Below are 24,098 nucleotides of genomic sequence, written 5' to 3' on the forward strand. Positions count from 1 at the left end.
TCTCCTCTCGTTCAGATGTCTCGTCGGCCGTCCTCGCAGACCGCGAATTCGCTAGCCAGGCTATATTCAAGCATACGAAGCAACCAGCGACGCGTTACTATCCCTTCGTGGATCCAGCACTCGCGCCGCGTGACGGCGACCAGCCGTCGATCATGGACCCGCGCGTGATGGACCCCCGGGAGGAGATCGTGCGCCGTTCCGGCCTGGACGACGCCGACGTCGACCAGGTCGTGCGCGTGCTGGAGGCCCTGCGCCGGTGGCGCGAGGCCGAGCGCCGCATGAGCGAGGCCTCCCGCGCGTACATGAAGCTCGGCGAGACCGACATGAAGGCGGTCCGCTTCGTCATCGCGCTGCAGAACCAGGGCCGGGTCGCCACACCGGGGGCCATCGCCGCGCACCTGGGCATCACGACGGCGTCGACCACCAAGCTCATCGACCGCCTCGTGGCGGGCGGCCACGTGCGGCGGTTTCCGCACCCGTCCGACCGGCGCAGCCTCGCGATCGAGGTCAGCGAGGAAACGCGGCGCGTCGCCCGCGAGACCGTCGGACGCAGCCACGCGCGCCGGTTCGACGCCGCCGCCCGCCTCACCCCCAAGGAGCGCGAGATCGTGACCCGCTTCCTGGACGACCTGGCGGACTCCGGCGACGCCGGCGCCCGCTGACCCGCCCCGCAGCCGCATCCCGCCGGATGGCGGGCGAACGGCCCCCGGAGCGCCACGTCCGGCGGGTGCTCCGCCACGCCGCCCGCGCCGAGACTGGTGTGCACCCATCGGTGCAGGACCGTGGAACGAAGGAGTTCTGATGGCTGAGAGCGTGCAGCGACCCCCGTTCGACCCCGAGCTGGAGGCGGCGCTCGCGCTGCTGTCCGACCAGCTCCCGCCGACCATCACGCCCGAGATGATCCCGCTGCTGCGACAGGCCGGCCCGGGGCTGGACCCCGGGGTGGACGCAGCGCTCGATCAGGCCGGCGTCACTCGCCAGGACGTGACCGTCCCCGGGTACGGCGGTGACGAGATCCAGGTGAGCGTGCTGCGACGCCGGGACAGCACCGGCGTCCGGCCGGGGATCTACCACACCCACGGCGGCGGCATGATCATGGGCGACCGGTTCGTGGGGCTCGACGTGCTCCTGGGCTGGATCACCACGCTCGACGTCGTCGTGGTCACCGTCGAGTACCGTCTCGCGCCCGAGTTCCCCGACCCGTACCCCGTCCGCGACTGCTACGCCGGACTGCTCTGGACGGCGGAGCACGCCGACGAGCTCGGCATCGACCTCGACCACCTGATCATCGCCGGAGCCAGCGCGGGCGGCGGGCTCGCCGCAGGCACCGCGCTGCTCGTCCGCGACGAGGGCGGCCCCGCGCTGGCCGGGCAGGTGCTGATCTACCCCATGCTCGACGACCGCGACGCGACGGTCTCCACGACCCAGATCGACGGCGTCGGCGTCTGGGACCGCGGCTCGAACCGCACCGGGTGGCAGGCCCTGCTCGGGGACCGGTGCGGCACCGACGACGTCTCCGTGTACGCCGCCCCCGCGCGCGCCACCGACCTGACGGGCCTCCCGCCCGCGTTCGTCGACTGCGGCAGCGCGGAGGTCTTCCGGGACGAGGACGTCGCCTACGCCACCGCACTGTGGCACGCCGGCGTGCAGGCCGAGCTGCACGTCTGGCCCGGCGGCTTCCACGGGTTCGACCTGATGGCACCGCACAGCGCACTGGGCCAGGCCGCGCACGCCGCCCGGGACGCGTGGGTGGCCCGCGTCCTCGGCGCCTGAGACAGCCGCCGGGCACGCCCCGGCTAGGGTGGGACCACCCGCGCGATGGAGCGAACGATGCAGGAGCTGGTCGGCCGCCTGACGGCCCTGGACCCCGAGGCGAGCGAGACGCTCAAGGTCGTGGCCTACTTCGACGCGCTGATCGCCGGCGGCGTCGGCCTGGACGCGCTGCTCCGGGGCGCGGCCGTGCTCAGCGGGGCCGTCGCCGGGGCGTTCGACGGCCGGCGCGCGCACCGCGTCGCGCCCGACGGCGGCCGGCTCGCCGCGACGGCGGACGGCGCGCGGCCCGAGCCCGGCTGGCCCACCCGTACCGCGGGGAGCGCGACGGTGTGGCTGGAGCGGGAGGGACCCCCGCACGCGAACGACGCGATGGTCGTGGAGCGGCTGGCGCTCGCGGTGGACCTCGCGACGGCGCGCCGCCCCGGCGGCACGGGCGGCGCCCTGGACGTCGCTCTCGACGCCGCCCGCGACGTGGCCGACCGGCGGGTCGCGCTGTCCCGACTCCGGCTGGACGGCGCGCGTGACCTGCGCGTCGCGGCGCTCCCCGTCGCGAGCGACCCGGGCGCCGCGCCGTCGACCGTGGTGGCGACGCCGCACGGCCTGGTGCGCGCGGCGGTGCTCCGCCGGGGTGTCACGCCGGCCGGACCCGTCGGCATCGGGGTCGCCGGGCCGGGCGAGGAGCTCCCGGAGTCGTTCCGGACGGCCCTGCTGGCGTTCCGGCTGGTGCCCGGCGGTCCAGGCGCCGCCGTCGTCGACGCCGCGGAGCTCGGGGTGCTGCTCGCCGCCGTCGGGGCGCTCGAACCGGTGGCTGCGCGGCTGCCCGACGTCGTCGCGCTCGCCCGGCTGGACGCGCGCACCCGCACGGTGCTGGAGGTGCTGGCCGGGTCCGACAGCGTGCGCGCGGCCGCGGCCACCCTGGGCATGCACCACTCGACCCTCCAGGCCCGCCACGAGGCCCTGACCGGGGACCTCGGCTACGACCCGAGGTCCCCGGACGGCCGCACCCGTCACCGCCTGGCCAGCCTCCTGCTCCGCCTGAGCCCGGAGATCCCGGACTCAGGCGGTCGGGTCAGAGGACGGCGCCCAGGAGGAGGACCGTCAGGAGGGCCACCACCGACAGGACCGACTCCATGAGCGACCAGGTCTTGAAGGTCTGGCCGACCGTCATGCCGAAGTACTCCTTGACCAGCCAGAACCCGGCGTCGTTCACGTGGGACAGGAACACCGAGCCCGCGCCGATCGCCAGGACCAGCAGCGCCGCCTGGGTGGGGTCGAGGCCTGCGGCGAGCGGCGCCATGATGCCGGCGGCCGTGATCGTCGCGACGGTGGCCGAGCCGGTCGCGATGCGGATCAGCGCGGCCACCAGCCAGCCGGCCAGCAGCGGCGTGATGCCGGCGTCCGCGATCCCGGAGGCGATGACCTCGCCGACGCCGGAGTCGACCAGCGTCTGCTTGAAGCCGCCGCCGGCGCCCACGATGAGCAGGATCCCCGCGATGGGCGCGAACGACGAGCCGACCAGGTCACCGAGCTGCTGCCGGGTGCGTCCCGTGCCCGTGCCGAACGCGACCAGGGCGAACAGGGACGTCAGCAGCAGGGCGACGAGCGGCTCGCCGAGGAACTCCAGGACGGTGCCGTAACCGGTCTCGCCGGCGCCCGCGATCTCGACCACCGACCGGGCCAGCATGAGGATCACGGGCAGCAGCACGACCAGGACCGACATGCCGAACGACGGCTTGCGCAGGGTGGCGGCGGGGGCGACGGCGGTCGCCGTGCCGCCGGCACCCGTGGTGCCGCCCGTGCCGCCCGTGCCGGTCGCGGCGTCGTCGGTGCCGGAGTCGGGCACGCCCAGGACCGTCGTTGGCGGCGCGAGCCGGACCCAGCGCGTGAGCGGGATCGCCAGGAGCGGCCCGGCGACGATCACCGTCGGGACGGCGACCAGCAGGCCGAGCCCGAGCGTGAGGCCGAGGTTCGCGCCGAGGGCGTCGATGGCGAGGAGCGGTCCGGGGTGCGGCGGCACGAGGCCGTGCAGCGCCGACAGGCCCGCGAGGGCCGGGATGCCGACCAGCACCGGGTTGGTGCGCACGCGACGGGCCACGATCATCACGACCGGGATGAGCAGCACGACGCCCACCTCGAAGAACAGCGGGATGCCGATCACGAACGCGATCAGGGCCATGGCCCACGGCAGGCGCGCGGCCGGTGTCCGGTCCAGGATCGTGTCGACGATGCGGTCGGCGCCGCCCGAGTCGATGAGCAGCTTGCCGATGATCGCGCCGAGCGCGATGAGCACGCCCACGCCCGCGACGGTGCTGCCCAGCCCGGCGGTGAAGCTGGTGAAGGTGTCGGTGAGGCCGATCCCGGCCACGAGCGCGAGCACCCCGGACCCCAGGACGAGCGCCAGGAACGGGTGCAGCTTGAGCCAGACGATCAGCGCGACGATGACGGCGATGCCCGCCACCGCGGCGACGACGAGCTGCGGCGTCGAGGCGGCCGGTGCGGCGGCGTCGGCGGCCTGTGCCGTGATCTGAGCCATGACCTGAGCCGTGGCGTGGGCGAGCGGGTGGGCGGTGTGGAGCATCAGTGGTCCTCGGGCGTGGTGGGTGCGGGGGTGGCCTCGGGGTCGCCGAGGCGGTGCAGGATCTCGTCGACGATCTCGTCGGGTCGCGGCGTGACGTCGACGGCGAAACCGGCCTCGTCGTCGTGCAGGGGCTCGAGGGTGGCGAGCTGGCTGTCGAGCATCTCGGGCTTCATGAAGTGCCCGGCCCGCCCCTGGATGCGGGTGCGCAGCAGGTCGTAGGAGCCGGTGAGGTGCACGAACCGGACGGTGCCGGGCGGTCCCGCGGTGGCCAGGAGCTCGCGGTAGCCACGGCGCAGGGCGCTGCACGGCACCACCGCGCTGCGGCCCTCGTTCAGCTCCTTGGCGAACCAGTCCCGGATGCCGCGCAGCCAGGGCCAGCGGTCGTCGTCGTCCAGGGGGTGGCCCGCGGCCATCTTGGCGACGTTCGCGGGCGAGTGGAAGTCGTCGCCCTCGGCGAACGACGCGCCGAGCCGGCCGGCCAGGAGGGCGGCGACCGTGGTCTTGCCCGACCCGGCCACCCCCATCACGACGACGGCGCGGGGTGTGCTGCTGCTTGTCTGGCCCGAACCCTGTGCCGAGCCTTCTGTCGAACCCTGTGTCGAGAACATCGCTGTCTCGGTGACGTCTGCGTCCATCCCCCCATCCTCACCCATTGGTCACATCATTGGGGCGTGATTCATCTCACCAATGACGGGACGGCGTCGACGCCCCGGACGCCGTGCGACCGCGGCCGAGGGCTCAACTAGAGTGGGGGGATGCCCCCGGTGCTGCACAGTCCTGTCCTCGACACGCTGGGCCGACGCATCACGGGCGGCGACCTGCCCGCCGGCACGGTGCTCACGCTGGACGGCATCGGCAGCGAGTTCGACGTCTCGCGGACCGTCGCCCGGGAGGCGATGCGCCTGCTCGAAGGGCTCGGGATGGTCCGGTCCGGGCCGCGGGTCGGCATCGTGGTGCTACCGCACGACGCGTGGAACGTGCTGGACCCCCGGGTCATCGCCTGGCGGCTCGACGGCCCCGGGCGGGCCGCGCAGCTGCGCTCCCTGACCGAGCTGCGCCAGGCGGTCGAACCGCTGGCCGCGGCCGGCGCGGCACGCGGTGCGTCGGCGGCCGTCCGCGACGAGCTGGTCGTCACCGCGGCCCGGCTGCGCGAGCTGGGCGAGAGCGGTCAGGGCGACGGCGCCCGGTTCCTGGAGCTCGACATCCGGATGCACGAGCTCCTGCTGCGGAACAGCGGCAACGAGCTGTTCAGCGCGCTGGCCGACGTGGTCGCCGTCGTCATCTCCGGGCGCATCCACCTGGGGCTCATGCCGGCCTACCCCGTGCCCGAGGCGCTCGACGCGCACGAGGAGGTGGCGCGCGCCGTCGCCGCGGGCGACGACCTCGCGGCCGAGGAGGCGATGGCGCGCATCGTGCGCGAGGTGCGCGGTGCGCTCACCGCGGACGCCCGGCGGGCCACGGACCGGGCCTGACCGAAACACCTGCTGCCTCTGGGCAGGGCGGCCGACCGTACGCCAGAATGACCGCGTGAGCTCCCACCGGCACCGACGCCCGCGCGACGCGCGCGGGCCCGTCGTCGCCTCGGTGGCCACGGCGGCGGCCCTGCTGTCGCACCTGGCGGGCGGCGGCGCGGTCCCCGGGTGGCTGGGCGTGCTGGTGCCCTGGGTGCTGTCGCTGACGGTGTGCACCGTGCTCGCGGGCCGCCGTCTGGCGCTGTGGCGCACGGTCGTGTCGGTCGGGCTGAGCCAGGTGCTGTTCCACACGCTGTTCGTGCTGGGCACCCCGGCGGGCGGGCGACCTGCCGGGCCCGCTGGGCACGGCGCGCACGGCGGGTACTCGCTGCCCGCTGCCGGGGCGGACCCGTCGGCCTACCTGCCCGACCTCGTCGGCGCGGGCCCGGCCATGTGGCTCTGGCACGGCGTCGCGGCCGCGGCGACCGTGGCCGCCCTCTTCGGTGGCGAGCGCGTGGTCGCCCGGCTCCGGGACCTGGCCGGCCGGGTGGCCGGGCGCTTCTCCCGCCGCCTCCCGGCGCGCGCCGACGTCGCCGCGCCCCTGACCGTGGTGCGCGTGCCGGCGCCCGACTGGTTCACCGGATCCTTCCCCGCTCGTCCTGAGGTGTCACCGGCGCGGCGGCGCGGACCGCCGCTGCCGCGCGCGATCTGACCCCTCTCCCGAGCACCGACCCGCCCCGTCGCGCCCGTCGTCCCGACGCGCCCGCGCGCGAGCGGTCCGTGCTGCCCTCTTCGGCCCGAAGGCGAACCGCCATGACGAGCACACCTCTGTCCACCACGTCCAGCCCCTCCAGCACTGCCACCCCCTCCACCGCCGTCCCGGCCGCCCGGCCCGGCCGCGGCGGGCCACGACGCCGCGGCCCCGGCTGGTTCGGCGCCCTCCTGCTCCGGCTGCACTTCTACGCCGGCCTGCTGGTGGGCCCGTTCATCCTGGTCGCCGCCGTGAGCGGCGCGCTCTACGCCCTGACCCCGACCATCGAGCAGGTGGCCTACCGCGACGTGCTGCACGCGCCGGTCGCCGACACGCGGCTCAGCCTCGCCGAGCAGACCCGGATCGCCCAGGAGCACGTCGGCGAGGCCGGCGCGACACCCACGGCCGTACGCCCCGCACCCGGCCCGGGCGACACCACCCGCGTCATGTTCGCCGACGAGCGCCTCGGCGAGAGCGAGTCCCGGGCGGTGTTCGTGGACCCGGGCACCGGCGAGGTCCGCGGCGACCTCACCGTGTACGGCACCAGCGGCGCCCTGCCCCTGCGCACCTGGCTCGACCAGCTCCACCGCAACCTGCACCTGGGCGACGTCGGCCGCCTCTACAGCGAGCTCGCCGCCTCCTGGCTCGGGATCGTGGCGCTCGCGGGCCTGGGTCTCTGGCTGCGTCGCGTCCTGCGGTCCCGCCGCCGGGCGGCCACGGCGCGGGACATGGTCCGGCCCGCCCGCGGGCGCACCGGGTACCGGCGGCTGTTCGGCTGGCACGCGTCGGTCGGGTTCTGGGTGCTGCTCGGGGCGCTGTTCCTCTCCGCGACGGGCATCACCTGGTCGCAGCACGCCGGGCCCCGCGTCGACGCGCTGCGCGCCGCGCTGGACTGGGGCACGCCCACGGTGGACACCAGCCTGCCGGGCGCGGCCGACGTCGGGGACCCCGGCGTGGGGGAGCACGCCCACCACGGGGCGGCCACGGCGTCCGACGGGGCGGGCGAGGCCCTGGACCCCACGCTGTTCGACGCCGTGCTCGCGACGGCGCAGACCGTCAACGTGAACACCGGCCTGGTCGAGATCACGCCGCCCGCGCAGCCCGGTACCGCCTGGGTGGTGCAGGAGATCCAGCGCAGCTACCCGACCGAGGTGGACGCCGTGGCGGTCGACCCGGAGACCCTGCAGGCCGTGCACCGCGTCGACTTCTCGGAGTTCCCGCTGGCCGCGAAGCTCGCCCGGTGGGGCATCGATGCCCACATGGGCTCGTTGTTCGGCCTGCCGCACCAGCTCGTGCTGTTCGCGCTGGCCGGCGGCATCGCCTCGCTGGTCGTGCTGGGCTACCTCATGTGGTGGCGGCGGCGCCCGACCCGGGAGCGGAGGCTCGCGGGCGGGGCGCCGCCGGAGCGGGGCGTGCTGCGGGGCGCACCGTGGTGGGGTGTCGCCCTCGTGCTCGCCGGCGCCGTCCTGATCGGCTGGTGGCTGCCGCTGGTCGGCTGGACGCTCGCGGCCTTCGTCGTGCTCGACGTGCTCCTGGGCCTGCGCGGGCGCCGGGCGGGCGGTGTCAGGGCCGGAGCAGCACCTTGATCGCGCGCCGCTCGTCCATGGCGCGGTAGGCCTCCGCGACCTCGGACAGGGGCAGCGTCAGGTCGAACACCCGCCCCGGGTCGATCTCGCGCTTCCACACCAGGTCCAGCAGGTGCGGCAGGTAGGCCCGCACGGGTGCGATACCGCCGCGCAGGCCCTTGTTCCCCCAGAACAGGGTGTCCACCGGCAGGTCGCCGTGCGGCACGCCGACGATGCCGATCGTGCCGCCCGGCCGCACCAGCTCGACCGACTGGGCCCGGGCCTGCTCGGTGCCGACGCACTCCAGGACCGCGTCGGCACCGATGCCCTCGGTGAGCTCCAGCACCTGGGCCAGGCCCTCCTCGCCGCGCTCGGCGACGATGTGGGTGGCACCGAACTCGCGCGCCACCTGCTGCCGGTCCGCGTGCCGGCTCATCGCCACGATGGTGGTCGCGCCGAGCTGGGCGGCCGCCAGCACACCGCTCAGCCCGACGGCGCCGTCTCCCACCACCACGACGCTCGAACCCGGCCCGACGCCGGCCGAGACGGCCGCGTGCCAGCCGGTGCACATCACGTCCGACAGGCTCAGCAGGCTCGGCACCAGGTCGGCATCCGGTTCGCCGGGGGTCGCGAGCAGGGTGCCGTCGGCGTTCGGGACGCGGATCTTCTCGGCCTGGCAGCCGTCGTACCCGCCGCCGTGCAGGCAGTTGGCCTGCATCCCCTTGCGGCACACCGCGCAGGTGTTGTCGCTGTGCAGGAACCCGCCGACCACGAAGTCGCCGGGCCTGACCGTGGTGACCGCCGCCCCCACCTGCTCGACGACGCCGACGTACTCGTGCCCGATCGGCGTGGGCCGCCGCACCGGGGCCACGCCCCGGTAGCGCCACAGGTCCGACCCGCACACGCAGGTGGCCACGGTCCGGACCACGGCGTCGGTCGGTTCGACGATCGCGGGGTCGGCCCGCTCCTCGAAGCGGACGTCCCCGGCTCCATGAATGATCGCTCCTCGCATGCCCCTATTGACGCATGCCGTGTCGAATCGGGCGGACCCCCAGGCGACCGGTTCAGCCGCGCGCGGCCCGGACGACGTCGGCCAGCGGCGTGACCGGGCGGCCCAGGAGGCGGGCCAGGTCGTCGCTGGAGGTCTCCAGGTCGCCCGCCGCGATCGACGCGTCGATCCCGGCGACGAAGCCCGCCGTCCCGGCGTCGAGCCCGGCCTGCTCCAGCTCGGCCGTGTACTCCTCGACCGGGAGGTCGCGGTAGGCCACCGGGGTGCCGGTGACGTCGCTGATCGTGGCCGCCAGCTCGGCGAACGTGAACGCCTGGCCGCCCAGCTCGTGCACCACGACGTCGCCGTCGTCGGTGAGCAGGGCCGTGGCGGCGGCGCCGGCGTAGTCGGCGCGCGGGGCCGCCGAGACCTTGCCGGTACCGGTGGCGCCCACGATCTCGCCGCGCTGGAGGAACTCCTCCAGGCGCTCGGTGTAGTTCTCGGTGTACCAGCCGTTGCGCAGCACGGAGACCGGGAGGCCGGAGGCACGCAGCGCCTGCTCGGTGGCCTGGTGCTCGCCGGCGAGCGGGTTGCTGGTCTCGTCGGCGTTGAGGATGCCCGTGTAGACGATGCGCTCCACGCCCGCGGCCTGCGCGGCGTCGATCACGGCCGCGTGCTGCGGCACGCGCCGGCCGGGCTCGCTGCCGGAGACGAGCAGGAGCCGCTGCACGCCGGCCAGGGCCGCGGGCAGCGTCTCGGGGCGGTCGTAGTCGCCCTCGCGCACCTGCACGCCACGGGCGGCGAGGTCGGCGGCCTTGTCCGGCGTGCGCACGACGGCGACGACGTCGGCGGCCGGGACGCCGCGGGACAGGAGCTCGGCGACGACGAGGCGGCCGAGGTGGCCGGTGGCTCCGGTGACGGCGTAGGTGGTCATGTCATTTCTCCGTTGCTGGGAGGGGTTCACCGCCCGCCGGTTGCGGACGGTTAGTGCTTTCGAATCGAAAGTACACCACATTCCGACGGTGCGCGGTACCCTGTGTCGTGTGAGCGCCACCGACCCCTCTGCCGTCCGTCCGGATGACGGCCGTCCCGTGGGCGCGGACCCGGCCGGCGGTCCCACGCAGGAGCTGGTGGTCGACGTCTTCGCCCGGGGCTGCACGTCGCGCGCCGCGTTCGAGGTGGTCACGTCGAAGTGGGCCTCGCTGGCGCTCATCGCGCTGGGGGAGGGGCGCTACCGGTTCAACGCCCTGCGCCGCCGCGTCGAGGGCGTCAGCGAGAAGATGCTGTCCCAGACCCTGCAGGCCCTGGAGCGCGACGGCATGGTCACCCGCGAGGTGGTCACCACCATCCCGCCGCGCGTGGAGTACGGCCTGACGCCGCTCGGCGAGCAGGTCGCCCAGCGGCTGCGGGCGCTGGCGGACCTCCTGGAGGCCACGGCGGCGGAGGCGGCCGCGACGGGTTCGTCCCCCGGGGGTTCCGCGGACGACTCGGGCCGCTGACCCCCCGGGGGATCACCTGCCCGTGCGCGTGCCCGCCACGTCCAGGTCCCACTCCAGGCCCCACCGATCGCGCACCAGCGCCCGCCCTGCCTCGGTGACGTCCAGCCCCCGGCCCGACCGGTGCCGGACCACCCATCCGGCCCCGAGGAACCGCGCCCCCACCGCGGAGCCGAGCGCGCCCGCCAGGTGCGGACGTCGTTCGGTCCAGTCCAGGCACGCGCGCGTGGTGGGCCGGCGGGCTGCGACGGCGCCGTCGACGTCCACCCCGAGCTCCCGCAGGCCGGCCGCTCCCGGGCCGGTCAGGGTGAGCTCGTCGCGGCCGGCGAGCCACCCGCAGCGCACCCAGGCGTCCGTCAGGCCGGTGCCGAGCCGCCCGGCAAGGTGGTCGTAGCAGAACCGGGCCGCGGCCAGGTACTCCGCCCGGCGGCTGCGCCGGTAGCCCGACACGGGAGCGGCGTCGGCGAGCATGCCGAGCGACTCCAGCGCCGCCGCGACGTCGGGCCCCGCCAGCGTGTAGTAGCGGTGCCGGCCCTGGGTGCGGGCGGTCACCAGGCCGGCGTCCGCCAGGACCGTCAGGTGCTCGGAGGCCGTGGAGGCGCTCACCCCGGCCGCCGCGGCCAGCTCGCCCGCGGGGCGGCTCGTGCCGTCCAGGAGCAGGTTCAGGAACGTCGACCGTGCCGGGGTGGACAGCGCCCGGCCCACGGCGGTGAAGTCCCGGTCCCGGCTCATGCGCCGACCGTACGGCGCGGACATTTCGGCGTCCACCGAAGCATCCCCGGCCTACCGTCCCGGCATGGACCAGACCCGCACGGCCCCCGTGCACCGCACCCCGTCCCACCCCTACGCGACCCGCCTGCACTGGACCGGGTCGACCGGCGGCGGCCCGCGCTCCTACTCCCGCGACCACACCGCCGTCGCAGCGCCCGCCACCCCCGTCGTCGAGCTCAGCGCCGACTCCGCCTTCCGCGGAGACCCCGACCGGCTCAACCCCGAGCAGCTCGTCGTGATGGCGGCGTCGTCGTGCCAGATGCTGTCGTTCCTCGGGGCCGCTTCCCGTGCCGGGGTCGACGTGCTCGCCTACGACGACGCGGCCACCAGCCACCTCGACCTGACCGCGTCGCCCGCCCGGCTCGGCACCATCCGCCTGGCCGTGACCGTCACCGTGGCGGCGGGGACCGACGAGGCCGTGGTGTACGAGCTCGCCGAGCAGGCCCACCACGCCTGCTACGTGGCCTCCTCGCTCGCGGTCGGCGTCGAGGTCGGCGTCACGGTGCGGTTCCGGTGAGCGCCCACCCGCAGGACCTGGAGGTCCTCCTGCCCGACCGCCCCGGGGCGCTCGCGGACCTGGGCCAGGCCCTCGGCGAGGCCGGGGTCAGCCTGGAGGGCGGCGGCGTCTTCGCGGTCGGGCCGGACGCCGGTCCGGGCCACGCCGTGGCGCACTACCTGGTGCACGACGGCGCCCGCGCGCTGCGGGCGGTCACGGCCGCCGGTCTCGGGCCCGCCGTGGTGCGCGACGTCGTGCTGGCCCGGCTGGACCAGGAGGTGCCCGGTCAGCTCGGCACGCTCGCGCGCCGGCTGGGTGACGCCGGCGTCAACGTGCGGGTCCAGTACAGCGACCACGTCGGCAACCTGGTGCTCCTGGTCGCCGAGGCGGACCGGGCGGCCTGCCGTGCGGTCGTCGCGGACTGGGCGAGCGGCCCGTTCGGCCGGCGGGGCGGACGCCGCGGCTGACCGCCCCCCGTCAGGCCCCGGCCGGGCCGGACAGCCGGTCCAGAGCGGCCACGACGAGGGCCGTCACGCCGGTCTCCAGCGTCGGGTGCGGCACCGGGGCGAACCGCGGGGAGTGGTTGGAGGGGATGTCCCGGTCCGTGGTGCCCGCGCTCTGCGCCGCGAAGAAGGCCGCCGGGTCCCAGCCGCCGAGCAGCCAGTACACCAGCGGCACCCCGGCGGCGGTGGCGAGCACGCTCACGTCCTCGCTGCCCGACACCGGACCGGGGTCGATCACGCGCTCCGCGCCGAACTGCGCCGCCAGCACCGCGCGCGTGCGCTCGGTCTCGACCAGATCGTTGACCAGCGGCGGGAACGACTCGCCCGGCGTGATCCGCGGGGGCTCGGGCGCACCCGCGGCGTCGGCCTCACCGCGGACGATGCGCTCGATCGCGGCCAGCACCCGGGCCCGCACCGCCTCGTCGAACGAGCGCACGTTCACGCCGAGCGCCGCCTCGTCCGGGATGATGTTGTCCTTGGTGCCCGCCTGCAGCCGCCCCACCGTGACCACCGCGGCGTCCCCGGCGGCCACCTCCCGCGACACGACCGTCTGCAGGCGCATCACCGTGGCCGCCGCCATCACCACCGGATCCACCGTGGCCTCGGGCCGGGAACCGTGCCCGCCGCGACCCACCAGGCGGATGTCGAGGACGTCCGTGCCGGCGAACGCCGGGCCGGCGTGCAGCCCCAGCAGGCCGGCCGCCACCGGCGCCACGTGCTGGCCCAGCACGATGTCCGGGCGGGGCACGCGGTCGTACAGGCCGCCGTCGACCATCGCGTCCGCCCCGGTGCCGAGCTCCTCGGCCGGCTGGAAGACGACGACCACGGTGCCCGACCACGCCGCACGCCCCCGGGCCAGCAGGTCCGCCGCGCCCAGCAGGGCCGTGACGTGCACGTCGTGCCCGCACGCGTGCATGACGCCGGACTCGACACCCTCCGCCGTCGTGGTGCGCACCGTGCTGGCGTAGGGCAGCCCGGTGTCCTCCGTGACGGGCAGCGCGTCCATGTCGGCGCGCAGCAGCACGCACGGACCGTCGCCGTTGCCCAGCACCCCGGCCACGCCGGTCCCGCCGATCCCGGTGTGCACCACGTACCCCGCCGCGGCGAGACGCTCGGCGACCAGGGCCGCCGTCCGGGTCTCCTGGTAGGACAGCTCGGGGTGCTCGTGCAGGTCGACGTAGGTCTCGCGCAGCCCGGCCAGCAGCCCGGGCAGGGGCGCCAGGACGGACCCGGCCAGGGGCGGGGGCACCGGCGCGGCGGCCGGCGCCGGGGCGGGGCGTGCGGGAGGAACGGTCATGAGGCCCACCATCGCACCGACGCGCCGGATCCGCGCCGGGACCGGGCCCGCGCGACAAGTCGCCGGGCCCCTGCGAGGCTGGATCGGGTCCTGGCGCGGGTCCGGGGCGGAAAGGACCGCATGAGACGCAGAGCTTCGGCACGGATGGTCCGGTCGGCCGCACTGGCGGGGCTGCTGGCCCTCGGCGGCACGGCCGCCGCCGCCCCGGCGGCGGTGCCCGGGACACCGGTGGTCGTACCCGCCGCCGTGCCGGACCCGGCGCCCGACCAGTCCGTCGTGACCGTCGCCGTGGGCGCCGACCGCACCGGGACGCGCACCGTCGCACCGCTCGCGGGCACGACCCTCGGCCTCTTCGCCACCGCGGACGCCACCGACCCCGTGGACCCCACCTGGGGCGTGTGCACGTCCGACGCCGACGGCGACTGCAGCTTCGTGGTCCCCGGCACCGCGCCCGGGGGACCGAACGCCGGGGCACAGTGGTGGGTGCGCCAGATCGACGCACCGTCCGGCTGGTTCACCAACCCCACGCTGCGCACCGGACCCGGCTCCGGATCGAGCTCGAACGCCAGCCCCTACGTCTTCCAGGCGCCGGCGCTCGCGGGCGGGACGACCTACTCGTCGACGTCGGACTTCATGGTCGGCACGGCGGGCAGCGGGCGTCCCGTGACCGACTCCGAGGGCGTGTGGCAGCAGTCCCGGACGAACCCGCCGCTGCCGGAGCGGTGCGGGCTGGACGTCGCGCTCGTGCTCGACCTGTCCTCCTCGGTGAGCTCCAGCGAGCTCGTGGCGCTCAAGGGCGCGGCGGACACGTTCACCGACGCGCTGGTGGGCACGCCGTCGCGGATGGCCGTCTTCTCGTTCGACGGCAGCTCGCCGAGCACGAGCGTCGGCGCGAACGTCCCCGACCTGACGAACGTGTCCACCCAGGCCGGGGCGGACGAGTTCAAGGACGTCTACGCGGGCTGGACCACGGGCAGCGGCACCAACTGGGACCGCGGGCTGTGGGCGGTCGCCGACGCCGCGCCGGACTACGAGCTGACGGTGGTGATCACCGACGGCAACCCCACCCGGTTCAGCGCCGACCCGCTGCTCGGCACCGGCGGTACCACCCACTTCCGCGACGTCGAGAACGGCATCTACTCGGCCAACGCGGTCAAGGGCGAGGGCTCGCGGCTCGTCGCCCTCGGCGTGGGGGACGGCGTGGACGACGTGACCCGGCTGAACCTGCGGGCACTGTCCGGGCCCACCCTGTTCGACGGCACGAACGTGCTGGAGGCCGACTACTTCGACGCCGCCGACTACGCCGAGGCCGGCGCCGCGCTGCAGGACCTCGCGCTGTCGCAGTGCCAGGGCTCGGTGAGCGTGTTCAAGGAGATCGTCCCGGCGCAGAACACCGGCGACGACGTGACCGGGTCCGTCCCGGCCGGCGCGGGCTGGGTGTTCGACGCGAGCGCGTCCGCGCCCGGCGTGACCGTGGACCCGGCGACGGCGACCACCACCGACGACGGTACCGGCGGCGTGAGCTTCGACCTGGCGTACCCGACCGGCACGCTGACGTCGGACGTCACCGTGGCCGAGACCCAGCAGCCCGGGTACGAGCTGGTGGCCCCCGGCGGGCAGAACGCGGTCTGCGTCAACCGGTCGACGGGCGACCCGGTCGCGGTCAGCAACGTCGACGACCCGGCGCGGCCCGGCTTCGTGGTCGACCTGCCCGCCACGGAGCTCGTCTCGTGCACGGTCTACAACCGGCCGTCGGCGGGCGTCGTCGTCGACAAGGAATGGGTGATCGACGGCGAGACGTACGCCGACGGCGAGCAGCCTGACGGCTTCACTGCGCAGGCGAGCCTCACCGGACCGGGCGGCGCCGAGGCCACGCCGCAGCCCTGGGGCGAGGCCCGCGAGGGCTATGACGTCGGTGCGGGCGTCACCGTCGACGAGAGCGCCCAGGTGCCCGAGGACTGCACGGCCGACGACGCCCTGGTCACCGCCGTGGACGGCGACCCGGCCGAGGCCGCGCTGCCGTACGAGACGACGGCCGCGCTGCCGTTCCGCGAGGTGGTGGTGACGAACACGGTCACGTGCCTGACGCCGACGCCGACGCCGACGCCGACGCCCACGCCGACTCTGACGCCCGAGCCGACCGGTTCCCCGACGCCACCAGGCCCCGGTGGCGGGGCGCCACCCCCTGACGGCGGCCCGGGCGACGGCGGCGGTTCCGACGACGGCGGGACAGGCCCCGGGGGAACAGGTCCCGGTGGAACGGGGGCCACCGGACCGGACCCCGGTGCGAGCACCCCCGGCGCGGGGCTCGCCACGGCCGGCGCCGACGTCACGGCCCTGCTCAGCCTCACGCTGGTGCTCCTGACCTGCGGCTGGGCGCTCGTCCGCGCCGCCCGCCGCCGGGCCGTGGCAGTCCGCCCGACGGCGGCCCGGCCGGGTGACGGAAGATCGGCCGACCGGTAGAACGCCGGCCAGTCGGTAGAAGGTCAGGTGGTCGGCACCCCGGGGTACCGACCACCTGACCTTCTACCGACCACCCGGCCGGGCCGCGCGTCTCAGCGCCGCTTGACCCCCAGGTCCGCGGTCGCCTCCGAGGCACCGAGGTCGTCGGTGCCGGCGTACCCGGCCGTGATCGTGTACTGGCCCGCGCGCAGCAGCGGCGGGACCAGCACGTCGGCCTTGCCGTGACGCAGCGTCACGGTGCGCTGGTAGGGGTGGCGGTCGCCGTCCTGGCCCACGGTGACGGTCACCCGGCCCGACGGCGTGACGTCCTCGGCGGACACGGTGACCTTGACCAGGAACGGCTCCAGCGGGCGGACCGAGGACGGCGCCTTGATCCGTGTGCTGGTGGCCGCGGGCAGCAGGTCCGCGGGTACCAGGGCGCTGACCGCGCTGCGGTGCACGCCGCCCTCGTCGGTGCCGGCGTAGACCCACGCACTGTCGGGGCTCACGGTCAGGGACCGCACCGACATCGCCGTCAGGTCGCCCGAGGCCGACGCCCAGGTGGCGCCGCCGTCGGCCGAGACGAGCACCCCGGCGCCGTTGGCTGCCAGACCGTACGGCTTCCAGCGGGCGGCACCGGCGACCAGGAGCTGCGTGCCGGCGGCCGGGCCGTCCGGCACCTGGACCGCGACGAACGTGCCTACCGCGGCGGAGGTGTTCGGCACCTCGGCGTCGGCGAAGGTCTCGCCGCCGTCGGTGCTGACGCGGATGCCCGGCGTCTCGCCGATCACCACGTGGTCGGTGTCGGCCGGGTCGACCCACACCGACCGCGCCTCGTCCTGCGTCAGGCGCGTGATCGTCCTGCCCAGGTCGTCCGACCGGTACAGACCGGACGCCGTCGCCAGCCACAGCCGGTTCTCGTCCACCGGGTCGACCACGACCTGCTGCACCAGCACCTCGTGCGCGTAGCTGGTCCACGTCTCGAACCCGTCGGTCGAGACCATGAGGCCCGTGTCCACGAGCGAGGTGTAGCCCACGGCCACGGTGCCCTCGTCGTGCGGGGACAGGCCCAGCGCCGTCGCGCTGAAGCCGCCGGTGGGGCCCACCTGCGTCAGGTCGGCGTCGGACCCGCCCGCGGGCGCCGTCAGGATGCGGCCCCCGCCGAACGCGTTGGCGCCGATCGCCCAGACGGTGCGGTCGCCGAGCGGCGACTGCGTCACCTCGGAGACCTGGCGGCCGATGACACCCTCGTGGCCGATCGAGCCCCAGTTCTGCTCGTCCGGGGCGAGGTCGGCGACGGACCGCTGGTGCAGGCCCTCGAAGTCGACGGCGCGCAGCACGGGCTCGCCGTCGCCGTCGACGCCCGCGTGGACGCCGGAGACGTCGCTGCCGGAGACCCCGGTCTTGGTCCACTCCTGGCCGTCGTTCGTCGTGTAGATGCCGGCGTTCTCCATCGACATGACGATCTGGGTGGCTGGGGTGCCGGGCCAGTGGTCCACGTCGGTGGCGAGCGGGCCGTTCACGGGCAGCGGGTGGGTCTGCCACGTCGTGCCGAGGTCGGTGCTCGTGCTGTAGGACGACAGGCCCGATGCGTACACGGTGCCGTCGGTCAGCGCGGTGACGGTGACGTAGGACTGCTCGGTGTCGGCGCCCTCCGTCCAGGTCGCGCCGGAGTCCGTCGAGGTCAGCGCGACGCCGTCCCCGCGGATCAGCACGGCCGTGGAACCGTCGGCCACGACGCCCTGCGGGCGGTCGCGGTACTCGGTGGTCACGTACGGCTGCGTGACCTCGCTGCCGCCGTCGAGGACGTCCGCGATGCGGTAGACGCCGTCGTAGGTGGTGACGAGCAGGTCGTCGCCCGCGAACGCGGCGCCCGAGACGAGGTCGTCCCACTGCGGGGCGACGCGCCGCCAGCGCTGGCCGCCGTCCTTGCTCAGGTAGAGACCGTCGCCGGTGACCGCGGCGAGGGCGTCGCCGTGGGCGACGAGCTCGCTGATCGCGACGTCCGGGAACGGCAGCACGGTCCAGGTCCGGCCCGCGTCGGCCGTGTGCACGATGCGGCCGTTGTAGCTCGGGTCGAGGGTCACGTTGCCGGCGGCACCGTTCAGGGCGACGTAGAAACCGCCGGGCGTGGCCGTGTCGGCCACGGGGATGCCCCAGCCGTCGGCCACGGGCATGCTGCGCACCCGCTGCCACGTGGCTCCGTGGTCGGTGGTGACGAACGGGTGCACGCCGGTGCCGGCCATCGCCAGGCCGGTGCCCGGGGCGGTGGGGGAGGTGGCGAGCTCACGGGCCGCGCCCGACAGGCCGACCTGCTCCCACGCGCCGGGCTGGTCGGCGCCCTCGGACTGCACGCCGCCCGTACCGGTCAGGGTGCGTCCGCTGACGGTCGCCCGGGCGTCGAGCGTGTACGTGCCGGGCTCGTCCAGCGGCACGGTGCCGCGGTACCAGCCCTGGCTGTTGCCGACGGCGGTCAGCGCCGCGGTGTACTGCTCGCCGGACGGGGCCGTGGCCCGCACGGTCGGCGCCGTCTCGGGTGCCATCGGCGTGCGGACGAAGACGTCGGTGGACCCGGTGGCCAGCGACGGCGAGGACTGGACCTGCAGGGGCCGCACGTACGCGGCGTACGGGACGCGCACGGTGCTGCCGTCCGAGACGGTGCCCACCACGACGCCGGAGGTCTCGCCGTCGACGGCCCCCGCGGCGGGGCTGGTGGTGTCCGGGGTCACGGTGAGGTCGACCGACGCGCTGCGTCCGGCCGGGATGCGCACCTGGCGCGCGGAGAGCTTCGCCTCGCCCGTGCTGCCCGGGGCGGCCTCCGTGGCGAGCCTGACGGTCACGGCCTTGGTGCCGGAGTTGCGCAGCACGACGGTGCTGGTGCGCTCCGGGCGGCCGCCCATGTCGGCCAGCCCGAGCGAGACGGCGTCGGGGGAGGCGGTGACGTGCTGGTCCACGGCGGCGGCGACGTCGAGCGTGCCGGCGCCCTGGGCGGACGGGGACGCGTCGGCGTCGGCGGGCTCCGTGACGGGGTCCATGGCCTGCGCGCTGCCGATGAGGGTCGCGCGCAGCTGCTGCGCGGTCTGCTCGGGGCGGGCCTGGGCCAGGAGGGCGGCGGCGCCGGCGACGTGCGGTGCGGCCATCGAGGTGCCGGACATCCGGTACTGGTCGCCGTCCACCCCGTACATGGCCGGGATGTCGGACATGATCTCGTAGCCGGGGGCCACGATCTCGGGCTTGAGCGTCATCGCGTCGCTCGGCCCACGGGAGCTGAAGTCAGTGATCGTGTCGGTCCGGTCCACGGAGCCGATGGTGGCGCGCGCGGTGCCCGCCGCGACCTCCGCCTTGAAGGTCTGGTACTGGGCCGAGGCGATGTTCATCATCACCAGCGACTCGCGCCGCAGGTCGAAGCCGCCGCCCGCCAGGATGTTCGCGGAGCCCTGCGGGCTCGCGCCGCCGTCGTCCCCGGCCGGGTCGGTCGGGCTCGGCGTGTACAGCAGGGCGCCCACGGCGCCGTGCTCCTCGGCGAGCTGGGCCTGCAGCAGGTGCGGGCCCAGGACCTGGCCCAGCGAGGTGGTCGTCATGCTCTGCATGACGACGATCGCGCCGCGCACGTCGCCGGCCTGCTCGTAGTCCTCCTCCTCGAAGCCGTCGCCGACGTCGACCAGGCGGGCCGTGATGCCGCCCGCGGGCGGGTTGGCCGACATCGGGAAGCGGGTCACGTCCAGCGGACGGGGCGCGTCACCCCGCCGGGCGCCTGCCAGCGTGAGCGTGGGGTCGGCGACGCCGGTCACGCTCGCGCCGACGGCGATGACCCCCTCGGCCGCGGCCGGCGAGCTCACCGTCTGGTCGCCGGGGCCGGCGTTGCCGGCCGCGGCCACGACCACGACGCCCTGCCGCACGGCAGCGGTGGAGGCGCGGCCGAGCGGGTCGGTGCCGTCGCCGGGCGTGCCCAGGCTCATGTTCACGACGTCGGCCGGGTAGTCGCCCAGCGGGTCGGTCGCGGCCTCCAGCGCCAGCAGCAGGTCCTCGGTGGTGCCGCCGCCGCCTGCGTCCATGGCCTTCCAGGCCGTGAGCGTGACGTCGGGTGCCATGCCGGTCAGGTTGTCGCCGCCGGCGCCGACGATGCCGGCCACGTGGGTGCCGTGCATGTGGTCGTCCATGGGGTCGGCGTCGTCGTTGACGAAGTCGTACCCGTCGGCCACGCGGTGGCCGGGGCCGAACCCGGCCCCGAGGTCGGGCAGCGTGTAGTCGATGCCGGTGTCGATGATCGCCACGGTGCGGCCCTCGCCGGTGACGGGCACGCCGTCGGCGTCCTGCTGCTCCCAGACCTGCGGCGCGCCGGTGGCGGGGATGTTGGCCTCCTGGCCCAGGATCCGCACGGGCGCGTCCTCGGTGACCCGCGCGACCCCGGGGGCGGAGCGCAGCTCGGCCAGGTCGGCGGGGTCCACGGTGGCCACGACGGCGGACAGCAGCCCGGTGACCGACTTGGCGTGGTCGAGGTCGACGCCCTGCCGCTCGATCCAGGCGGTGACGCCCTCCTGTGCCTGCGTGACCTCGTCGACCGCGGCGCGGTAGTCGGCGGCGAAGGCGCTGCGCGCCCGCGCCGAGGTCGGGCCACCGGCGGTCCGCGCCGCGGCGACCTCGTCCTGGCCGACGACGTCGGCCGCCGTCGGGGTCTCGAGCTCGATGATGACCCGCACCGGCTCGGCGTCCGCTGCGGGGTCCGGGGCCGCGACGGCGGCTCCGGGGGACAGGACCAGGGAGGCCGAGACGAGGGTGCTCCCGAGGAGGGCACCCCGGCGGCGGCCGGAGGACAGAGGTTGCATGAGGGCTGTCTAGCCCGCGCCGCGCTCCGTGGGCAATGCCCGTGGTGACCGGAAGCGGCCACTGGCCGGTACCGGCCGCACATGTTTTACACAGCCGTCACGCAGGAGGCCACTTTCACCCGCTCGGTCCGCGCTCCCGGCCCGCCCCGCGCGGGACGTCACAGCCAGCCGCGACGGACTGCCTGCACCCCCGCCTGGAACCGGTTCGCCGCACCCAGCCGGCGCAGCAGGTCCGCGCTGCGTCGCCGCAGCGTACGCTCCGACAGCCCCAGCTCGCGCGCGATCGCCTCGTCCTTCGCGCCCGAGGCCAGCAGCGCCAGCAGCGCCCGGTCGTCCCGGCCCGGCCCGCGCTCCGGGGGAGCGGTACCCTCCAGGCTGTCCGACGCCGGGATCTCCACCGCGTCGGCCCACGCCGCCTCGAACGCGGCGCACAGCAGATCCACCAGCGGCCCGCCCTCCACGACGACCGCCGCCGGCCGCAACGCGTCCAGGTTCGAGCTGACCAGCGCCGTGCGCCGGTCGGCGATCGCCAGCTTGGTGGGCAGCGTCCGCGCGATCCGGGCCTGCTCGCCCGCCGCCGCCGCGAACCGCAGCTGCGCCCACGCGCCGGGCAGGTCCAGCACCTCGGCGGCATAGACGGCCCGCCACGACACGCCCCGCGCCAGCGCGAGCGGCTCCACCGGGTTCTCGTCCGCCAGCACGTACGGCGGCCGGTCGAACGCCATGAACTCGCCGGTCACCTCGTGCTGCAGGCGCGTGTACCAGGCACCGATCAGCGCCGGGTCGTCGATCACGTGCACGCCCGCGCCCGCGCCCGCGGCGTCCGCCGTCTGCTCGAACAGTCCCGCCAGGTCCGGGATGGTCGACCGGACCCGGTCCAGCTGCGCCGCGGTCCGGTCGGTGAGCGCGCGCAGCGCCACCCGCGGGTCGACCGCCGTGTACGAGCCCTCCGTGCCGCTCGTGCGGTTGATCAGGCCCGCGGCCCGCAGCCGCGCCAGCAGCTCCGCGGGGTCGGCGCCCTGCAACGGCACGTCCCGGGCCACGTCCGTCTCCCGGACCGTGCCCTGGGCGAGCACGTACCGGTACACCAGCCGGGTGTCCTCGTCGATCCCGACGGCCCCGAAGTCGCCGTACGGGTCGAGCTCAGCCTCCGCCACCATGCGCGCCAGCGTAGTGCGGGTGAAGTCTGCCGGACCGTCGTGATGCGCGCGCCGGCGTGGTCCACACTACGTCTCATGCCGGCCGGTCACGCCGACCGGGAGCGACAGGAGAGGCCATGGCGAACCTGACCATCATCGAACGGTCCCCCGACCCCGAGACGCACGAGCCGGGCCCGCACTGGCCGTCGATCGCCACGTGGGTCCGGGCACTGGGCCAGAGCCGCCTGGGTGCCCTCCTCCTCCTGGTCGGCACGCTCGCCGCGATCCTGTGGGCCAACGTCTCCCACGGGTCCTACAGCGAGTTCTGGGACACGCACCTCAACGTCGGCGTCGGCGACCTCCAGCTCGAGTTCACGCTGCACGCCCTGGTCAACGACGCCCTCATGGCGCTGTTCTTCTTCACCGTCGGGCTGGAGGTGCGGCGCGAGTTCGCGATCGGCGAGCTCACGAGCTGGTCCCGGGCCGTGGTGCCCGTGGTCGCCGCCGTCGCCGGCCTGGTCGTGCCCGCCGTCCTCTACGTGCTGATCAGCCGCGGGAGCGGCTGGGAGGGTGCCTGGGGCGTCGTCATCTCCACGGACACCGCGTTCGTCGTCGGCGCCCTGGCACTCATCGGCCCCCGGGCGCCCGGCCGCCTGCGGGTGTTCCTGCTGGCGCTCGCGGTGGTCGACGACATCGGCGCCCTGAGCATCATCGCGCTGGTCTACACCGAGAGCTTCGACCCGCTCCCGCTGGTGATCGCCGCGGTGGGCCTGGTCGGCGTCTACCTCACGCGGTACGTGCCGAGCGGCCGCGGGCCCATCTACGCCACGCTGTCGATCATCGTCTGGGGCGCGTTCCTCGCCTCGGGCGTGCACCCGACGCTGGCCGGCGTCGCCATCGCGCTCCTGGTGCCGGTGTACCGGCCCAGCCGGCGCGACGTGGAGCACGCCCTGACCCTGGCGCGCTCGTTCCGGCAGTCGCCGAACAGCGACTACGCGCGGGCGGCGGCGAACAGCCTGCGGGAGTCGATCTCGATCAACGAGCGGCTCCAGTCCGCCTACGCGCCGTACGTGGCGTACGTGATCCTGCCCCTGTTCGCGCTGGCGAACGCGGGCGTGCGGATCGACGGCGAGATCCTGGCTGCCGCCGCGGGCTCCGCCGTGACCTGGGGCATCGTGGTGGGCCTGGTGGTGGGCAAGTTCGTGGGCGTGCTGGGCTCCGGCGCGGTGATGCGGGCGCTCCGGGTCGGCGACCTCGGGCCGGGCCTCGCGCTCGACCGGCTCGCCGGCGGCGGCGCGCTGTGCGGCATCGGGTTCACCATCTCGCTGTTCATCGTGGACCTCGCCATCGACGACCCCGCCGTGCAGAACGAGGCCCGCGTGGGCGTGCTCTCGGCGTCGGTGCTGGCCTTCCTGATCGCCGCGGTGATCTTCAAGGTGGCCGACCGGGTGCACCCCGCCAAGGAGGCCGGTGCCGTCCTGCTGCGGCCCGTGGACCCGGCCCGCGACCATGTGTACGGCCCGGCCGACGCGCCCTACACGCTGGTCGAGTACGGGGACTTCCAGTGCGGCTTCTGCTCCAAGGCGTCGGGCGCCATCCAGGAGGTGCACCGCGAGCTGGGCGACCGCCTGCGGTACGTCTGGCGGCACGCGCCGCTGGACCGGTACCACCCCAACGCCGTCGCGGCCGCCGAGGCGGCGGAGGCGGCCGCGATGCAGGGCAAGTTCTTCGAGATGGAGCGCAGCCTGCTCCTGGACCAGGAGAACCAGCTCCCCTCCGACATCGTGCGGCGCGCGGCGGAGCTGGGGCTCGACGTCGACCGGTTCGAGCGGGACCTGGTCTCGCCCGAGGTGGCCGGCCGCGTGCGCGACGACGTGCTGGACGCCGAGGCCATGGAGGTCACCGCCGTACCCACGTTCTTCGTCAACGGGCGCCGGCACACCGGGCCGTACGACGCCCAGTCCCTGATCCGGGCGCTGGAGAGCACGGCGCCGGCCGGCTCCCCGGCCTCGGGCGGCTGAC

19 protein-coding genes are annotated in these 24,098 nt (G+C 75.3%); 11 read left to right on the forward strand and 8 right to left on the reverse strand.

What is annotated here, in order from left to right; genetic code table 11:
* The first annotated feature begins 107 nt into the window (after nt 1–107).
* The 3 genes from ACO229_RS08180 to ACO229_RS08190 all read left to right on the forward strand — a co-directional run bounded on the left by ACO229_RS08180 (nt 108) and on the right by ACO229_RS08190 (nt 2,907).
* On the forward strand, nt 108–662 hold the full coding sequence (locus ACO229_RS08180; protein ID WP_397433448.1) for a MarR family winged helix-turn-helix transcriptional regulator: 555 nt from the start codon (nt 108–110) through the stop codon (nt 660–662).
* A 139-nt stretch (nt 663–801) separates the two neighbouring features.
* Nucleotides 802–1,773 carry an alpha/beta hydrolase gene (locus tag ACO229_RS08185; RefSeq protein ID WP_423464502.1) on the forward strand — a complete coding sequence of 324 codons (972 nt, stop codon included), beginning with the start codon at nt 802–804 and terminating at the stop codon, nt 1,771–1,773.
* Between the two features lie 45 nt (nt 1,774–1,818).
* Nucleotides 1,819–2,907 carry a helix-turn-helix domain-containing protein gene (locus ACO229_RS08190; RefSeq protein ID WP_423464503.1) on the forward strand — a complete coding sequence of 363 codons (1,089 nt, stop codon included), beginning with the start codon at nt 1,819–1,821 and terminating at the stop codon, nt 2,905–2,907.
* Here ACO229_RS08190 and ACO229_RS08195 read toward each other — a convergent pair.
* Together ACO229_RS08195 and ACO229_RS08200 are read right to left on the reverse strand one after the other, a co-directional pair.
* Nucleotides 2,843–4,351: a gluconate:H+ symporter gene (locus ACO229_RS08195; RefSeq protein ID WP_423464504.1), complete on the reverse strand. Its 1,509-nt coding sequence runs from the start codon at nt 4,349–4,351 to the stop codon at nt 2,843–2,845. The two genes, ACO229_RS08190 and ACO229_RS08195, sit on opposite strands and share 65 nt — an antisense overlap.
* Nucleotides 4,351–4,986 (reverse strand): gluconokinase, encoded by a 636-nt coding sequence (locus ACO229_RS08200; protein ID WP_423464505.1) that lies wholly within the window; start codon nt 4,984–4,986, stop codon nt 4,351–4,353. Before ACO229_RS08200 ends, ACO229_RS08195 begins: the two co-directional genes overlap by 1 nt.
* A 120-nt stretch (nt 4,987–5,106) precedes the next feature.
* On the opposite strand from ACO229_RS08200, the gene ACO229_RS08205 reads away from it, so the two are divergent.
* From ACO229_RS08205 to ACO229_RS08215, 3 genes are all read left to right on the forward strand, one after another.
* Complete coding sequence (locus ACO229_RS08205) at nt 5,107–5,823, forward strand: FadR/GntR family transcriptional regulator (RefSeq protein WP_423464506.1); 717 nt, start codon at nt 5,107–5,109, stop codon at nt 5,821–5,823.
* 55 nt (nt 5,824–5,878) lie between these two features.
* On the forward strand, nt 5,879–6,514 hold the full coding sequence (locus ACO229_RS08210; protein WP_423464507.1) for a hypothetical protein: 636 nt from the start codon (nt 5,879–5,881) through the stop codon (nt 6,512–6,514).
* 101 nt (nt 6,515–6,615) lie between these two features.
* The gene (locus tag ACO229_RS08215; RefSeq protein ID WP_423464508.1) at nt 6,616–8,139 is read left to right on the forward strand and encodes a PepSY-associated TM helix domain-containing protein; all 1,524 of its coding nucleotides are present in this window, start codon (nt 6,616–6,618) and stop codon (nt 8,137–8,139) included.
* On the opposite strand, the gene ACO229_RS08220 is transcribed toward ACO229_RS08215, so the two are convergent.
* Together ACO229_RS08220 and ACO229_RS08225 are read right to left on the reverse strand one after the other, a co-directional pair.
* Entirely contained in the window at nt 8,117–9,130 is a 1,014-nt protein-coding gene (locus tag ACO229_RS08220; RefSeq protein ID WP_423464509.1) for a zinc-dependent alcohol dehydrogenase family protein, read from the reverse strand. The two genes, ACO229_RS08215 and ACO229_RS08220, sit on opposite strands and share 23 nt — an antisense overlap.
* 52 nt (nt 9,131–9,182) lie before the next feature.
* Nucleotides 9,183–10,040, reverse strand: a complete 858-nt coding sequence (locus ACO229_RS08225) for an NAD(P)H-binding protein (protein WP_423464510.1) — start codon at nt 10,038–10,040, stop codon at nt 9,183–9,185.
* Between the two features lie 109 nt (nt 10,041–10,149).
* Between ACO229_RS08225 and ACO229_RS08230 the strand changes: the two genes are divergently transcribed.
* Entirely contained in the window at nt 10,150–10,605 is a 456-nt protein-coding gene (locus ACO229_RS08230) for a winged helix-turn-helix transcriptional regulator (protein ID WP_423464511.1), read from the forward strand.
* Between the two features lie 12 nt (nt 10,606–10,617).
* Here the strand turns inward: ACO229_RS08230 and ACO229_RS08235 are convergent, their stop codons facing one another.
* A complete protein-coding gene (locus ACO229_RS08235; protein WP_423464512.1) occupies nt 10,618–11,334 on the reverse strand; it encodes an ArsR/SmtB family transcription factor in 717 nt (238 codons plus the stop codon).
* 64 nt (nt 11,335–11,398) lie between these two features.
* Here ACO229_RS08235 and ACO229_RS08240 point away from each other — a divergent pair, with 64 nt between their 5' ends.
* Both ACO229_RS08240 and ACO229_RS08245 read left to right on the forward strand, forming a co-directional pair.
* Entirely contained in the window at nt 11,399–11,890 is a 492-nt protein-coding gene (locus ACO229_RS08240; RefSeq protein WP_423464513.1) for an OsmC family protein, read from the forward strand.
* Entirely contained in the window at nt 11,887–12,336 is a 450-nt protein-coding gene (locus ACO229_RS08245) for an ACT domain-containing protein (protein WP_397409949.1), read from the forward strand. Before ACO229_RS08240 ends, ACO229_RS08245 begins: the two co-directional genes overlap by 4 nt.
* Before the next feature lie 10 nt (nt 12,337–12,346).
* Here ACO229_RS08245 and ACO229_RS08250 read toward each other — a convergent pair whose 3' ends face one another.
* The gene (locus tag ACO229_RS08250; protein ID WP_423465280.1) at nt 12,347–13,576 is read right to left on the reverse strand and encodes an amidohydrolase; all 1,230 of its coding nucleotides are present in this window, start codon (nt 13,574–13,576) and stop codon (nt 12,347–12,349) included.
* A gap of 213 nt (nt 13,577–13,789) precedes the next feature.
* On the opposite strand from ACO229_RS08250, the gene ACO229_RS08255 reads away from it, so the two are divergent.
* Nucleotides 13,790–16,132, forward strand: a complete 2,343-nt coding sequence (locus ACO229_RS08255; RefSeq protein ID WP_423464515.1) for a hypothetical protein — start codon at nt 13,790–13,792, stop codon at nt 16,130–16,132.
* Nucleotides 16,133–16,224: 92 nt separating this feature from the next.
* Here the strand turns inward: ACO229_RS08255 and ACO229_RS08260 are convergent, their stop codons facing one another.
* Together ACO229_RS08260 and ACO229_RS08265 are read right to left on the reverse strand one after the other, a co-directional pair.
* Nucleotides 16,225–20,937 (reverse strand): S8 family serine peptidase, encoded by a 4,713-nt coding sequence (locus ACO229_RS08260; RefSeq protein WP_423464516.1) that lies wholly within the window; start codon nt 20,935–20,937, stop codon nt 16,225–16,227.
* Nucleotides 20,938–21,095: 158 nt separating this feature from the next.
* The gene (locus ACO229_RS08265; RefSeq protein ID WP_397433812.1) at nt 21,096–22,097 is read right to left on the reverse strand and encodes a LuxR C-terminal-related transcriptional regulator; all 1,002 of its coding nucleotides are present in this window, start codon (nt 22,095–22,097) and stop codon (nt 21,096–21,098) included.
* 116 nt (nt 22,098–22,213) lie between these two features.
* On the opposite strand from ACO229_RS08265, the gene nhaA reads away from it, so the two are divergent.
* Complete coding sequence (gene nhaA, locus ACO229_RS08270) at nt 22,214–24,097, forward strand: Na+/H+ antiporter NhaA (protein WP_423464517.1); 1,884 nt, start codon at nt 22,214–22,216, stop codon at nt 24,095–24,097.
* The last annotated feature ends 1 nt before the right edge of the window (nt 24,098 follow it).

This window comes from Promicromonospora sp. MS192, assembly GCF_049532985.1.
In the GTDB taxonomy this organism is placed as follows: domain Bacteria; phylum Actinomycetota; class Actinomycetes; order Actinomycetales; family Cellulomonadaceae; genus Promicromonospora.

What these genes read in the sequence shown, in the direction of transcription:
- ACO229_RS08185 (WP_423464502.1), top strand. Translation starts at nt 802, where the DNA reads ATGGCTGAGAGCGTGCAGCGACCCCCGTTCGACCCCGAGCTGGAGGCG.
- ACO229_RS08190 (WP_423464503.1), top strand. Translation starts at nt 1,819, where the DNA reads ATGGAGCGAACGATGCAGGAGCTGGTCGGCCGCCTGACGGCCCTGGAC.
- ACO229_RS08195 (WP_423464504.1), bottom strand. Translation starts at nt 4,351, where the DNA reads ATGCTCCACACCGCCCACCCGCTCGCCCACGCCACGGCTCAGGTCATG.
- ACO229_RS08200 (WP_423464505.1), bottom strand. Translation starts at nt 4,986, where the DNA reads ATGGACGCAGACGTCACCGAGACAGCGATGTTCTCGACACAGGGTTCG.
- ACO229_RS08205 (WP_423464506.1), top strand. Translation starts at nt 5,107, where the DNA reads ATGCCCCCGGTGCTGCACAGTCCTGTCCTCGACACGCTGGGCCGACGC.
- ACO229_RS08215 (WP_423464508.1), top strand. Translation starts at nt 6,616, where the DNA reads ATGACGAGCACACCTCTGTCCACCACGTCCAGCCCCTCCAGCACTGCC.
- ACO229_RS08220 (WP_423464509.1), bottom strand. Translation starts at nt 9,130, where the DNA reads ATGCGAGGAGCGATCATTCATGGAGCCGGGGACGTCCGCTTCGAGGAG.
- ACO229_RS08225 (WP_423464510.1), bottom strand. Translation starts at nt 10,040, where the DNA reads ATGACCACCTACGCCGTCACCGGAGCCACCGGCCACCTCGGCCGCCTC.
- ACO229_RS08235 (WP_423464512.1), bottom strand. Translation starts at nt 11,334, where the DNA reads ATGAGCCGGGACCGGGACTTCACCGCCGTGGGCCGGGCGCTGTCCACC.
- ACO229_RS08240 (WP_423464513.1), top strand. Translation starts at nt 11,399, where the DNA reads ATGGACCAGACCCGCACGGCCCCCGTGCACCGCACCCCGTCCCACCCC.
- ACO229_RS08255 (WP_423464515.1), top strand. Translation starts at nt 13,790, where the DNA reads ATGAGACGCAGAGCTTCGGCACGGATGGTCCGGTCGGCCGCACTGGCG.
- ACO229_RS08260 (WP_423464516.1), bottom strand. Translation starts at nt 20,937, where the DNA reads ATGCAACCTCTGTCCTCCGGCCGCCGCCGGGGTGCCCTCCTCGGGAGC.
- ACO229_RS08265 (WP_397433812.1), bottom strand. Translation starts at nt 22,097, where the DNA reads ATGGTGGCGGAGGCTGAGCTCGACCCGTACGGCGACTTCGGGGCCGTC.
- nhaA (WP_423464517.1), top strand. Translation starts at nt 22,214, where the DNA reads ATGGCGAACCTGACCATCATCGAACGGTCCCCCGACCCCGAGACGCAC.